This window comes from Pseudomonas putida (assembly GCF_022627325.1).
Classification (GTDB): Bacteria; Pseudomonadota; Gammaproteobacteria; order Pseudomonadales; family Pseudomonadaceae; genus Aquipseudomonas; species Aquipseudomonas putida_X.
In genome coordinates this window covers 90,510-102,791 of sequence record NZ_JAETZZ010000013.1, presented here as the reverse complement: position 1 = coordinate 102,791, position 12,282 = coordinate 90,510, and the positions used below count along the sequence as shown (strand labels likewise).

The following is a 12,282-nucleotide window of genomic DNA, read 5'->3' as shown; positions in this document are numbered from 1 at the left end:
GATACAGGGGCGTCGCCAAGCGGTAAGGCAGCAGGTTTTGATCCTGCCATGCGTTGGTTCGAATCCAGCCGCCCCTGCCATTTTCCTTATACTCATCCAGGTATACCCTCAGCCTCCAGGTACTGCGCGTGTCCAAGATGATGGTCTTTACGGGGAACGCTAACCCCGATCTGGCTCGGCGTGTCGTACGTCAGCTGCATATCCCTCTCGGTGACGTCTCTGTCGGTAAATTCTCCGACGGTGAGATCAGCACTGAGATCAATGAAAATGTCCGCGGTAAAGACGTCTTCATTATTCAGCCGACCTGTGCCCCGACCAACGATAACCTGATGGAACTGGTAGTGATGGCCGACGCCTTCCGCCGCTCCTCAGCATCCCGAATCACCGCCGTGATTCCTTACTTCGGATACGCCCGCCAGGACCGCCGTCCGCGTTCGGCACGTGTAGCCATCAGCGCCAAAGTCGTCGCTGACATGCTCACTGTCGTGGGTATCGACCGTGTTCTCACCGTCGACCTGCACGCTGACCAGATCCAGGGTTTCTTCGATATCCCGGTCGACAACATCTACGGCTCGCCCGTACTGGTCGACGATATCGAAGACCAGCGTTTCGAGAACCTGATGATCGTCTCCCCGGACATCGGTGGTGTCGTGCGCGCACGTGCCGTCGCCAAGTCCCTGGGTGTCGACCTGGGTATCATCGACAAACGCCGTGAAAAGGCCAACCACTCCGAAGTCATGCACATCATCGGCGACGTCGAAGGGCGCACTTGCATCCTGGTAGACGACATGGTCGATACCGCCGGCACCCTGTGCCATGCGGCCAAGGCACTGAAAGAACACGGCGCGGCCAAGGTTTATGCCTATTGCACGCACCCTGTCCTCTCGGGCCGTGCGATCGAGAACATCGAGAAGTCGGTATTGGACGAGCTGGTGGTGACCAACACCGTTCCGCTGTCCGCCGCTGCTCAAGCCTGTGACCGTATCCGCCAGCTGGATATCGCACCGGTTGTCGCTGAAGCGGTCCGCCGTATCAGCAATGAAGAATCGATCAGTGCGATGTTCCGCTAAGCGGAACAGGTACTGATATGAAGCGCCCCGCCCCAGCATGTGTTGGGGCGGGGCTTTTTTGCCATCCCCGTTGGCGCTGGTCGCAAACGCCCTCGGGGGGCTATTTTGGAGAAACAAAATGACTGATTTCACTCTGAACGCCCAAGTGCGTAGTGACCTGGGGAAAGGTGCGAGCCGCCGCCTGCGTCACACCGCCAGCATCCCAGCCGTTGTATACGGTGGCGATAAAGACGCTCAATCCCTGACCATCGTGGCCAAGGAAATCGCCAAGCTGTTCGAAAACGAAGCTGCCTTCAGCCACGTTATCGAGCTGAACGTCGACGGCGCCAAGCAGAACGTCGTAGTCAAGGCCATGCAGCGCCACCCGGCCAAAGGCTTCATCATGCACGCCGACTTCGTTCGCGTCGTTGCTGGCCAGAAGCTGACCGCTGTTGTTCCAGTGCACTTCATCAACGAAGAAGCACCGGTCAAGAAAGGCGGCGAGATCTCGCACGTTGAATCGCAGATCGAAGTTTCCTGCGAAGCCAAAGACCTGCCTGAGTTCATCGAAGTCGACCTGGGCAATGCTGAAATCGGCACCATCATCCACCTGTCGGACCTGAAAGCTCCGAAAGGCGTAGAGTTCGTTGCTCTGGCCCACGGTGATGACAAAGCTGTTGCCAACGTTCACGCGCCACGCGTTGCTCCAGAAGCTGAAGAAGGCGCCGCTGAGTAATCCACTCGCGCGCCGGTGTTGATCGGGTTACAGTGCCGCGCACCGTAACCCACCAACTCCAAGGAAGAGCCCCTACGTGACCGCCATCCAGTTGATCGTCGGCCTGGGTAACCCCGGCCCCGAATACGAACAGACCCGGCATAACGCAGGGGCTCTTTTCGTTGAACGCATTGCCAGCGCCCAGCGCGTCTCCTTGACCGCTGACCGCAAGTATTTCGGCCTGACGGCTAAATTCAGCCATCAGGGCAACGACGTTCGTCTGCTCATCCCCACCACCTACATGAACCGTAGCGGCCAGTCCGTGGCGGCGTTGGCCAATTTCTTCCGCATCAAGCCGGAAGCGATCCTGGTGGCGCATGACGAACTCGACCTGCCTCCGGGCGTCGCCAAGCTCAAGCGCGGCGGCGGCCATGGCGGGCATAACGGCCTGCGCGACATCATCGCGCAGCTCGGCAACCAGAACGACTTCCACCGCCTGCGGCTTGGCATCGGCCACCCGGGTGACGCCAAACTGGTCTCCAACTTCGTCCTGGGCCGCGCGCCGCGCGCCGAGCAGGAGAAGCTCGACGCCAGCATCGATTTTGCCCTCGGCGTGTTGCCTGACGTGCTTGCCGGCGATTTCGCCAAGGCAATGCGCGAGCTGCACAGCCAGAAGGCCTGATTTCCTAGAGAGGGGAATACCCATGGGTTTCAATTGCGGCATCGTCGGCCTGCCCAACGTCGGCAAGTCCACCCTGTTCAACGCCCTGACCAAGTCTGGCATCGCGGCGGAGAACTTCCCCTTCTGCACCATCGAGCCGAACAGCGGCATCGTGCCGATGCCAGATGCGCGCTTGGCTGCGCTGGCGGAAATCGTCAAGCCTAATCGCATCCTGCCGACGACCATGGAGTTCGTCGATATCGCCGGCCTGGTGGCCGGTGCCTCGAAAGGTGAAGGCCTGGGCAACAAGTTCCTCGCCAACATCCGCGAGACCGACGCCATCGCCCACGTGGTGCGCTGCTTCGAAGACGAAAACGTGATCCACGTTTCCAACAGCGTCGACCCCAAGCGCGACATCGAGATCATTGACCTCGAGCTGATCTTCGCCGACCTGGACAGCTGCGAGAAGCAACTGCAGAAGGTCACCCGCAATGCCAAGGGCGGCGACAAGGAAGCCCTGGCGCAAAAGGCAATCCTGGAAAAGCTGATCCCGCACTTCACCGAAGGCAAGCCGGCCCGCAGCCTGATGAAGAACATGGCCGACGACGAGAAAGCCGTCATCCGTGGCTTCCACCTGCTGACCAGCAAGCCGGTGATGTACATCGCCAACGTGGCTGAAGATGGCTTCGACAACAACCCGCACCTTGACGTGGTCAAGGCCATCGCCGAAGAAGAAGGCGCGGTCGTGGTGCCGGTGTGCAACAAGATCGAAGCAGAGATCGCCGAACTGGACGACGGTGAAGAGAAGGACATGTTCCTCGAGGCCCTGGGCCTGGAAGAACCTGGCCTGAACCGCGTGATCCGCGCCGGTTACGAACTGCTGAACCTGCAAACCTACTTCACTGCCGGCGTGCAGGAAGTACGTGCCTGGACCGTGCGTGTCGGTGCCACTGCCCCGCAGGCAGCGGGCGTGATCCACACTGACTTCGAAAAAGGCTTCATCCGCGCTGAAGTGGTGGCCTATGACGACTTCATCCAGTTCAAGGGTGAAGGCGGAGCCAAGGAAGCCGGTAAATGGCGCCTGGAAGGCAAGGACTACATCGTTAAAGACGGCGATGTGATGCACTTCCGCTTTAACGTCTAGTACGACCCCATTGACATCCACCCTTTGTGTGCCAGCCTATGGACATGCATTGAGGTTGTGATTTGCTCGCGCAGGGCTAGGGCTGCAATTGCCTTTGCTCAACCGCGAAATGGGGGTGTCAATGGCATACCTAGAGCACGTGGACTTCAAGCCTTGGCGCGAAGCCCACGTAGGTGATGAGCTTGAGTGGGAGCACGATAGGCTCGCGCGAAGCATCCCGCGTCTACCGCAAATCTTTTGGGAGAGCGGACCAAGCTGGGCCGAAGTGAACCTTTGGGCGCTAGAGACGCTTACCAATCACAACCGCGACATTGAGACCGTGAAAAGCTTGATGAAGCACTTGCGGTCATATGCGTGCTTCCTTGAGAAAAACGAGCTTGATTGGCGGCACTTTCCCCTTCGCAGGTCTGAACGCGCTGTTGTTCGCTTCCGTGGCCATTTAATCCACCAAATTGAAACAGGGACCTTGGCGTCAAGCACTGCGCGAGCACGCATGAATGCGGTCGTACAGTTTTATCGATTCGCGGCTGAACACGATTTTATCAGTACGAACACGCCGATGTGGCGTGAACGCCCCATCTTAATTCGTTACCACGACACACACGGTTTCAGACGTGCGCTCACCCGCATGTCGACGGATCTCGCTATCCCAAATCGCCGAGCGCCAGGGGACCGCCTAGAAGATGGTCTGCTCCCCCTAAGCGATACGCATATGACGGAGCTCCTTGAGTTCACAGCAAATGAGGAGACCGAAGAGCTCCATCTGATGCTTACCATCGGCTGCTTTACCGGCGCACGTCTTCGTACTATCTCCACGCTGCGAATTGAAAATTTGGAGCAGGCCCAGCCCGACCCTTTCATTGATGGCCTTTTCTTGATCAGGGTTGGGCCCGGGACACAAGTTTCTACCAAGTTCAATGTAGAGGGTTATCTTACTTTCCCAAAGATCCTTCTCGATGAGCTGAAGCGCTACGCATATTCAACAGCGCGGCTTAAGAGAGAAGCGAAAGCCGCTAGTCCTTACCGGTCGGTGCTCTTCCTTACTTCACGGGGAAAACCGTATAGCAATAGTACAATAGGCACATTAATGACGGGCTTGCGAAATAAGGCCCGGCGTGCAAATTTGCAGTTTATAGCTCGCTTCAAGTTCCATCAGACCCGAGCCACCTACGGAACATGGCTGATGAAATTGGCCCTCAGTGTTACAACGACTGCGGCTGCAATTGAGTTTGTTAAGAGCGCGATGCTTCACAAACACGAATCGACGACTTTCAAGTATGTAAAGTTTCTTGAAAGTACAAAGGGCAAAGAAGAGGTAGCACAAGCTTTCCACGAAGCGTTTACTGGTCTCCGGAGACGAAGCTGGGACGACTTCAATGCATGAAACTATTCAATTACCAAATTTGTCGTTTCCGGACGTCATTATAGGCACTCGCGAAACCCCATGGGACCTCACTTATCTGCTGTACTACGGCGGGGCAAAAGCCACGACCTGGCAAGTAACCCGCATGATAGCAAATGGAGCACTTGGGCAGCCTCTACGCGAACGGTTTGATCTCGTAGAAAAGATACACGAGGTAATCAATGCCAAACTGATAGCCGGTGGAAGTGCATATACTGCGCAGAACGAAATTCGTTATATTAGGAATATGTTCATTTGGGCCGAGGACAAAGGACACTCACTCGTAATTGAGTCGATTCAGCAAATCTATTTAGATTGGACAGACTCACTGGTACATAGGCACCAGATAATCAAGGATATGAGTCAAGTCTCCGCCTACACAATAGGCGTAGGTGCGGGCAATGTACTTGACGCTGTCTTAGATCGAAAGATACCGCTATTTTCAATGAGCCGCTTACGCCTGCCAAAACAGCGAAAAACAGCATTGGGTGTCAATGCCGAAAAGCAGAACCTCGAAGATACCTTTGCGTTTGGGCAGTTTCTGCAGGACATCTGCGATGCGCTATCGGTTGAAGTAGTTTTGAAATCTCCTCTTCCCATTCGCATACCCCTCCGCTACGGAAAAGAGTTGGTTGAATGGTCGGGCTTTAACCACCCAGCATTCGCTGAACGGCATTTGGAGGCTTACAATTATGGCCCACCCACTCCCGACCGAGAAATTGCTCTTAAGTATTTTCGGGCCTGGGAAGCGGATGGTACTCTTCGTACTCGCTACCCAATAGCCAATCGAAGAATTGAAGCAGAGCTGCTGATGTTCATTGCGCAGACCGGCATAAACTTCACCCAGGCGCACAAATTAAAGCTACGCCAATTCACTTACTCTAGCCATCTCGATGGCTATCAAGTAAGAGACAGAAAGGCACGACGACATGGCGAAGTACTTTTCGAAGTCTTTAAAGAGTACAAGCCTCATTTTGAAAGGTACCTCGATTGGCGTCGGCTGCTATTTCCTGGCTCAGATTCCATTTTTCCCTTCATTCGAAGTGGTGGCCGAGCCCTCCATAAGCACCCGCAATTTTATCTCAGAGCCGCCTGCAAAAAAATTGGTCTCAACTTCGTCCCGCCTCAGAGTTTACGAAATACTCGCGTAAATTGGCTTCTTCGCCGCTCTGGTGATGCAGACCTGACAGCATCAATGGCGCAACACCATAAAGAAACTCTACTTACCACCTACGAACGCCCTAGTCAGCAACGAGCAATGGGCGAAATCATTCGGTTTTGGTCTGAGCACGATCCAACAGTTATTTGCACAACGCCTGCTGGCCCCGGTCTGTGCGACGGTATATCAGTTCAGTTGGAGTCCGCGCCAAAAGATGCTCCAACACCAGATTGCATCAGACCGTCAGGTTGCATGTGGTGTGAACATCACCGCGACATCGATACGATCGACTATCTTTGGTCATTAGCCTGTTTTCGACATCTGAAAATCATAGAGGTCTCAAAATGGACACCTCCGCGGCACGAAAAAGAAGTTCATCCTGCACAACTTGTTATTGACCGAATATCGGAAAAGCTTCGCTGGCTCGGCGAATCCAACAAAAAGCGCAAGGCTTGGCTAGAAGAAGTATTAGCTCGCGTCGAAGAAGGATTTTATCATCCAGAGTGGAAAAGAAGAATTATGGTTGTGGAGGACATCTTTTGAAAGTCTCGCTCGAAATTTTCGGATCCAGCTGCGACTGGCTGACTCCGAATAATCAGTCTTTTCGCCCTCCTAGCTGGCCACCACCACGGGAGTGGGTTGTCAGCGAAGATCGCGACGGGAAAATTCTTTCACGTTGGGGTGATTCCGTTTGGGATATATCTCCGTGGGCTGGGAAATCGATGATTCTTGATTTTGGCGACGACCTCAAAAATCGTAGAGCCAAGAAATTAGACGTAGCTAACGCGGACTTGCTTCGTGTGATAACCACGTGGCGCATGTGGGGAGTGAAGTCCTGCCGCTCAGCAAACGGACTGAAGGGAGTGTTCCTAGCAATACGTCGCTTAATCTCGCTATGTAGTGACAATCGCATCGTAGCGACTGAGTTAATGCGCTTTCCTAAGGTGTTCGACCAGTTTCCCGGTATCATTCCACCCAGCGAGCATAAATCAACCATACTAGAACTTCATCGGCTGTGGGACGCTCGCGAACACCTGGGTTTTTACCTCGTAGACCCAGAAGGGATTAAGCGGCTCGCGGCTACGAGTCCAAAATTCGAAACCGAGCAAACAGCATATATTCCACCCCGCATTTGGACTTATCAGGTTGAACGGCTGAAAGCATGTCTAGACGATTATCTTGCTCATCAGAAAAAAATCGAAGATTGTTTCCACTTCTGTGTTGACGCCTATGCTAAAAATTCGGGCTCTCTGGAAGCCGCTTTTACGGAGCGCAGAAGCAATACTTTGCCGTTTTGGTCACCAGAGCGCCCTGGGAGAGGCTCTAAGGCGGGATACGTGTATCATGGCCGCTTTTCTTTAACTGCCGAGCGATTCGGAATTGCAGAGCTAATTGAGAAATGGGTTTCCATCCCCTCTACTGGCATGGAAATTAGAAACTTATCCGCCTATATGTCTCTGGTCCAGAATGCTGGACTTGCCTACATTACAACTTTCACCCTTCAGCGTACTACCGAAGCGTCATCTTTACGTGCAGACTGCTTGACTTGGGAGCTGGACGAGAAACTTGGTCGAATACCAATAATTTGCGGCGAAACTACTAAAACAGATGTGGACAGCGATGCTAGGTGGCCTACAACCCCAAGCGTTGAAGTAGCAGTGAAAGCAATGAGCTCCGTCGCTCACCTTCGAATGAGATGTACAGCGGCTGATCCATACTCACGCCCAACAGACGCGGACATTAAGAACCCCTATCTCTTTGGCAAAGCAACCGAACCGTGGAGTACGTCTAGCAGCAATAGCAAATCCAAACCATACTCTGTACGAATACACGTCGTTTCATTTAGTGCACTTCATAAGCGTTTCGAGCGGCTGTTCGACGAGAACCAACTTCGCATAACTGAAGCAGACTTACGAATCGCTAAGATGCTGACACCAAACCTAAGCGAGATATTTTCTGTAGGACGCGCATGGCCTTTAGCTTGGCACCAGTTACGACGTACTGGTGCGGTGAATATGTTCGCCAGTGGCTTGCTCTCTGATTCGAGCCTGCAGTTTCAGATGAAGCACGCATCAAGACTGATGCCATTGTATTACGGTCGCGGCTACACAAAGCTACTGCTCAACGAAGAGGTTGAGGCCATGATCGTTGGAGCTATGTATGAGGCTATGGCAAATAAAATACTAGTTGCTGTTGGAGATCGGTTTGTGTCTCCGATTGGAAATGAGCGAAAGCAGATGGTCTTGGTCAATTTGGTCAGCGACAAAGATGCCAGTGCGCTAGCCGCTGCTGGGCGTCGTGGTCAAATTTTTTTCCGAGAAATGCGCGTCGGTGCTTGCACCCACCGAGGCACTTGCCCTTATGGGGGAATCGAATCGATTTCACGTTGCACTGGCGGCGACGGAAACGCACCGTGTGCTGACGTACTTTACGACCGCGACAAGGTTCAAAACATCGAAGCGGAGTTGCGGTTAATCGATCAAGAACTGGCAATTGTTGCCATCAATAGCCCCCGTCATAGGGCGCTATTGGCTGAGCGCAAAGGCTTGGAGAATTATCTGAATGTCGTCAGAAGCTGAATGCCTAACCGCCGAACAACGCTTTCGACTAGCGTTTGAACGCCTGAAGGCCAATAAACCTAATGTTTTAAATCCTGGTAGCATTGTATCGCAGAACAATGTAGCCCGGGAGGCTGAATGCGATCCTAGCGCACTGCGAAAGTCCAGGTTTCCGTCCTTAATCCGAGAAATTCAGGCTTACATTGAAATCAACATGCAGGATCGCCCTTCCAAGAGGAAAGAGCTTCTCCGGCAACGAGGCCTGCGGGCCGATATGAAGAAGCGCCTGGAAGAAGTGATAGCGCAGCGAGACGTTGCCCATTCACAGCTGATTAGTGCACAACGGAGAGTGATTGAGCTAACCTTTGAGTTGCAATCAGTCAAAGAACAGTTGAAGAACTTTCAATCGGTTTCGACATTGAAGCTACAGGATTAACAGTCGTATGACGTTGGAAGCTTAACAGAGCATACTACTCGCCTCCAAAGCTTTTAGACAGCGAGTTGCCAAAGCATGAAAGGAGGCTCCTGGCGTTGCGGGTCAAAAAGCCGGCTCAGCATTGTGAATGTGTACTTAACTCAGCGATCCTAGAACTGAGTCGTGACATCAATCAGTCAGCTGCTTAGCGGGGCAGACGCGGCATTAGAGTATGAGGTTGGCACTTGAGTTGGACGGCTATTTTGTAAAGCTTTTCAACGGTGAGGTTGACCTCACCTCTCTCGATCCTTCCCATGTAGCTACGATCTATCGCACACGCGAATGCGAGAGCGTCCTGAGACAACCCGATCAATATCCTCCTCTCACGGATTTTCTGTCCGAGATCCTTTGCCAGCCCTTGCATAACCGCCTCGATTGACCAAGGCGGCACTATCGGTCGTTTACCTGACAGCAAGCGACGGATTATAATCCGCATTTCGCCCGATTCGGCTTTATGGGTGCCTGCATGAAACCTGCGACATTTAAGCTAGACAGGCATGTCTTCAAGCTGCTCAAGGATGGCGATTTCGAGCAATTTTCGATCCGCTCGATGAGGCTTGGCTATGCCAGCCTCTTGGACGTCCAGATTAACGACGTTGAGCTGTGGCGATATATCTACGACCAAGTCCAACGCCTCAAACGCGTGGGATGGGTCAAGCACGATCCGATCAGGCGTAAGCGCGACCAGATTTTTCATGTGATGGAGATGCCTGAAACCATCACCCTCTTACTGGTTGATCATCGTTTCCCAAATGAACAGAGTGACACCCCAAGCGTGATCCCCCCCAAAACGCAGTTACACCAGCGGCACAACGATTGCCCTACGCAAAGGCTTGAGTCACTGGCGAAGGAAATCCGCCTGGACATGCTCACAGCTCTAGGCGAGGCCGAGCGCTATAAACAGCTTTTTACTGAGATGCCGGCACTAAAGGTCCGAGTTGAAGATGACTACATTGACGCGCGAGATCGCAGTTCGAAGCTTTTGGGACACCTTCGTGCAATCGAAAAAACGTTGAAGCTGCTGGTCACCGTATGAAGGATCTGCGTGTATGGCAAAGCGCTTGCGTTGCTGCAGCGCTGGAGCGGTATCGGCATTCATCACATTTTTTTTGTCAAGCTACACCTGGCTCTGGCAAAAGCCGGATGGCTGCAGAAGTCGCGAAGCGGTTATTGGAAGCCGAGGCTATTGATCTTGTTCTTTGCTTTGCCCCATCTTGCCAAGTGGTTGCAGGATTGGAGCAGACATTCGCTCACGTAATGGGTCGACCGTTTGACGGCCGCTTGGGGTCGGTGGGGGTCGCAAATACCTATCAAGCAATGGGTCATCAGTCAGCCTCTTTTTGGCAGTTGCTCGATGACTATCGTGTTTTTGCAGTATTCGACGAGATCCACCATTGCGCTGGGCACGATCCGCTTTTAAGCAATTCTTGGGGCCAGATCATCCTTCAACGGTTGCAGGACCAGGCGGCTTTCACTCTCGCCCTCTCCGGAACTCCTTGGCGCTCTGATGACAAAGCGATTGCTATGGCTCGATATTCCGACCCTGAAGGTCGCCTCGTTTGTGATTTTCGATACGGTCTGAAGGAAGCAGTCGCAGACAACGTCTGCCGATCTCCAAGAATAGTGGTCATCGATAATGGCGCGGTGAAACTCACCGAGCTAGTTGACGACTCGCCGATCGTGACAGTTTATCCAAGCATCGCTCAACTACTGAATGAGTCCCCAGTATCATTTGAGGACTTGCTCACCCATAGCGACATGGTCGAGAAGGTCATTGATCTTGGGCGTAGCCGATTGGATGAGGTGCGTTGCAGGATTCCCGATGCGGGTGGCCTGGTAGTCTCCACAAACATTAGGCATGCCAACCAGGTCGCCCGGGTACTTAAATCACGCGGCGAGGATTGCGTAGTAGTCACTACGCGCACTCCGGGAGCACATGAGCTAATAGATGACTTTAGAAGTGGGAAAGGTAAGTGGATTGTCGCGGTCGGTATGATCAGCGAAGGCACAGATATTCCTCGCTTGCAGGTGTGCTGCTACCTGAGCCGCATTCGAACCGAACTTCATTATCGCCAAGTTCTGGGCAGAGTGCTGAGGCGAACAGGAAGCAAGGATAACGAGGCGTGGCTCTACGTTCTTGCGGAGCCTTCTTTAGTCCAGTTCTCACAGCGAGTGGCTGAAGACTTACCGGATGACCTGGCTGTATTGGACTATGCGCAGCTTCTCCGGTTTGATGCCGCGGGTTCCACTGTCCATGAGGATTCTGTGGAGCAGCCAGTCAATTGCCCGCTTGATATTCAGGTGCTCAAGACCTCCGCAGCTTCAGATGAAGTGATTCAGGGGGCACTGTCAGAAGAAAGCATGTTCCGAATGGAACTTTCCACGGGGTTCCGAACAGAAATTCTGTCCATCTACTAACGGATGATCAAGTACGCACCTACATATTTTTCGCATGTAGTCCGGGGTGGTAAATTCATGTGATTAGGCTAACTTATCTGAGGATGGATAAGCCCCGGCTTCATGGCTGTTTGAGCCAGGAGCAACGTTGTTTCATGCTAAGAGTTTCTTGCGTAAGCCATCTTGCCGGGCTCGTTCTAGGAAACTCAAATCTCGCTCATCTGTGGCTTGCTCAAGAAGCCTGGGGGCTTGGACGTCGTGTGCCTCGCTGCGTTGCGTCGACCACCGATGGTTTCTTACATTTGGTAGATTTCTTGTACCGGATCGATCATGGAGTTTATTGCTGACTGTAGAGTAAATATCATGGTATCAAATCAAAGCAATCTCGTTTTCTTTAACATCTAAGCATAAAATAGGTATGATCGATAAAATAGGCTTACTGCCTTCTGGCCATCTGCCTCCAATCTTCTATTCATGCTGGACAACAGTGCTAAAGGCGGTTGACGCCCGGTACGATGTTCGTGGGTCCATGCTTAGTCCACTTGTTAAACAGTGCTTAGAAAATCGCGCTAAAGTGCCTCAATCTCAACGCGCCCTGTACGAGCGCTTCGTCCAGAAGGAAGCTCTAGCGTACACGGAGTGCATTACAGCCCTGCTGTTATTCGGTCGGGCAGGTCGATTTTCACCGAGTGAATACCGTTACGCCGCCGTTGAAAGCTGTT

Annotated in this window: 11 protein-coding genes and 1 tRNA gene; 11 read left to right on the top strand and 1 reads right to left on the bottom strand. The window is 53.0% G+C overall.

Annotated elements, in window-relative coordinates:
- The first annotated feature begins 5 nt into the window (after positions 1-5).
- The 9 genes from JNA92_RS20225 to JNA92_RS20185 all read left to right on the top strand — a co-directional run bounded on the left by JNA92_RS20225 (position 6) and on the right by JNA92_RS20185 (position 9,124).
- A tRNA-Gln gene (locus JNA92_RS20225) sits at positions 6-80 on the top strand.
- A gap of 48 nt (positions 81-128) precedes the next feature.
- Positions 129-1,070 (top strand): ribose-phosphate pyrophosphokinase, encoded by a 942-nt coding sequence (locus tag JNA92_RS20220; protein WP_003247410.1) that lies wholly within the window; start codon positions 129-131, stop codon positions 1,068-1,070.
- Positions 1,071-1,188: 118 nt separating this feature from the next.
- Positions 1,189-1,785 carry a 50S ribosomal protein L25/general stress protein Ctc gene (locus JNA92_RS20215; protein ID WP_241806315.1) on the top strand — a complete coding sequence of 199 codons (597 nt, stop codon included), beginning with the start codon at positions 1,189-1,191 and terminating at the stop codon, positions 1,783-1,785.
- Positions 1,786-1,861: 76 nt separating this feature from the next.
- The gene (pth, locus tag JNA92_RS20210; RefSeq protein WP_008099045.1) at positions 1,862-2,446 is read left to right on the top strand and encodes an aminoacyl-tRNA hydrolase; all 585 of its coding nucleotides are present in this window, start codon (positions 1,862-1,864) and stop codon (positions 2,444-2,446) included.
- Positions 2,447-2,468: 22 nt separating this feature from the next.
- Positions 2,469-3,569 (top strand): redox-regulated ATPase YchF, encoded by a 1,101-nt coding sequence (gene ychF / locus JNA92_RS20205; protein ID WP_008099042.1) that lies wholly within the window; start codon positions 2,469-2,471, stop codon positions 3,567-3,569.
- A gap of 493 nt (positions 3,570-4,062) precedes the next feature.
- Positions 4,063-4,953 carry a site-specific integrase gene (locus tag JNA92_RS20200; RefSeq protein WP_182387403.1) on the top strand — a complete coding sequence of 297 codons (891 nt, stop codon included), beginning with the start codon at positions 4,063-4,065 and terminating at the stop codon, positions 4,951-4,953.
- The gene (locus JNA92_RS20195; protein ID WP_182387402.1) at positions 4,946-6,673 is read left to right on the top strand and encodes a site-specific integrase; all 1,728 of its coding nucleotides are present in this window, start codon (positions 4,946-4,948) and stop codon (positions 6,671-6,673) included. The genes JNA92_RS20200 and JNA92_RS20195 overlap by 8 nt, the downstream gene beginning before the upstream one ends.
- On the top strand, positions 6,634-8,709 hold the full coding sequence (locus JNA92_RS20190) for a hypothetical protein (protein WP_182387401.1): 2,076 nt from the start codon (positions 6,634-6,636) through the stop codon (positions 8,707-8,709). Before JNA92_RS20195 ends, JNA92_RS20190 begins: the two co-directional genes overlap by 40 nt.
- The gene (locus JNA92_RS20185) at positions 8,693-9,124 is read left to right on the top strand and encodes a hypothetical protein (RefSeq protein WP_241806314.1); all 432 of its coding nucleotides are present in this window, start codon (positions 8,693-8,695) and stop codon (positions 9,122-9,124) included. Before JNA92_RS20190 ends, JNA92_RS20185 begins: the two co-directional genes overlap by 17 nt.
- A 184-nt stretch (positions 9,125-9,308) precedes the next feature.
- Here the strand turns inward: JNA92_RS20185 and JNA92_RS20180 are convergent, their stop codons facing one another.
- On the bottom strand, positions 9,309-9,527 hold the full coding sequence (locus tag JNA92_RS20180; RefSeq protein WP_084850276.1) for a helix-turn-helix domain-containing protein: 219 nt from the start codon (positions 9,525-9,527) through the stop codon (positions 9,309-9,311).
- Between the two features lie 102 nt (positions 9,528-9,629).
- On the opposite strand from JNA92_RS20180, the gene JNA92_RS20175 reads away from it, so the two are divergent.
- Complete coding sequence (locus JNA92_RS20175; protein ID WP_182387397.1) at positions 9,630-10,199, top strand: hypothetical protein; 570 nt, start codon at positions 9,630-9,632, stop codon at positions 10,197-10,199.
- Positions 10,196-11,581, top strand: coding sequence for a DEAD/DEAH box helicase (locus JNA92_RS20170; RefSeq protein ID WP_182387394.1), 1,386 nt, complete (start codon positions 10,196-10,198; stop codon positions 11,579-11,581). Before JNA92_RS20175 ends, JNA92_RS20170 begins: the two co-directional genes overlap by 4 nt.
- The last annotated feature ends 701 nt before the right edge of the window (positions 11,582-12,282 follow it).

Bases quoted from the DNA above. Each gene is read 5' to 3' on its own strand.
- JNA92_RS20170 (WP_182387394.1), top strand. From the start codon at position 10,196: ATGAAGGATCTGCGTGTATGGCAAAGCGCTTGCGTTGCTGCAGCGCTG.
- JNA92_RS20195 (WP_182387402.1), top strand. From the start codon at position 4,946: ATGCATGAAACTATTCAATTACCAAATTTGTCGTTTCCGGACGTCATT.
- ychF (WP_008099042.1), top strand. From the start codon at position 2,469: ATGGGTTTCAATTGCGGCATCGTCGGCCTGCCCAACGTCGGCAAGTCC.
- JNA92_RS20175 (WP_182387397.1), top strand. From the start codon at position 9,630: ATGAAACCTGCGACATTTAAGCTAGACAGGCATGTCTTCAAGCTGCTC.
- JNA92_RS20200 (WP_182387403.1), top strand. From the start codon at position 4,063: ATGAATGCGGTCGTACAGTTTTATCGATTCGCGGCTGAACACGATTTT.
- JNA92_RS20185 (WP_241806314.1), top strand. From the start codon at position 8,693: ATGTCGTCAGAAGCTGAATGCCTAACCGCCGAACAACGCTTTCGACTA.
- JNA92_RS20215 (WP_241806315.1), top strand. From the start codon at position 1,189: ATGACTGATTTCACTCTGAACGCCCAAGTGCGTAGTGACCTGGGGAAA.
- JNA92_RS20180 (WP_084850276.1), bottom strand. From the start codon at position 9,527: ATGCAAGGGCTGGCAAAGGATCTCGGACAGAAAATCCGTGAGAGGAGG.